Below are 335 nucleotides of genomic sequence, written 5' to 3' on the forward strand. Positions count from 1 at the left end.
TCGCCCGGCATCACCATTTCGGTGCCTTCCGGCAGCTGCACGGTGCCGGTGACGTCGGTCGTGCGGAAGTAGAACTGCGGACGGTAGTTCGCGAAGAACGGGGTGTGACGGCCGCCTTCTTCCTTGGTGAGGATGTAGGCCTCGGCCTCGAACTTCGTGTGCGGCTTCACCGAAGACGGCTTGCACAGCACCTGGCCGCGCTCGATGCCTTCACGGTCGATACCGCGCAGCAGGAGGCCGACGTTGTCGCCGGCTTCACCCTGGTCGAGCAGCTTGCGGAACATCTCGACGCCGGTGCAGACGGTCTTCTTGTTCGGGCGGATGCCGACGATCTC

1 protein-coding gene is annotated in these 335 nt (G+C 64.5%); it reads right to left on the minus strand.

All coding sequences use genetic code 11. From position 1 onward, the window contains the following. On the minus strand, positions 1–335 hold a 335-nt coding region (locus tag AC3A5Z_RS24180), incomplete at both ends, for an EF-Tu C-terminal domain-related protein (RefSeq protein WP_487521812.1).

The sequence above is a fragment of the Cereibacter sp. Soil_C_27 genome, from assembly GCF_057657095.1.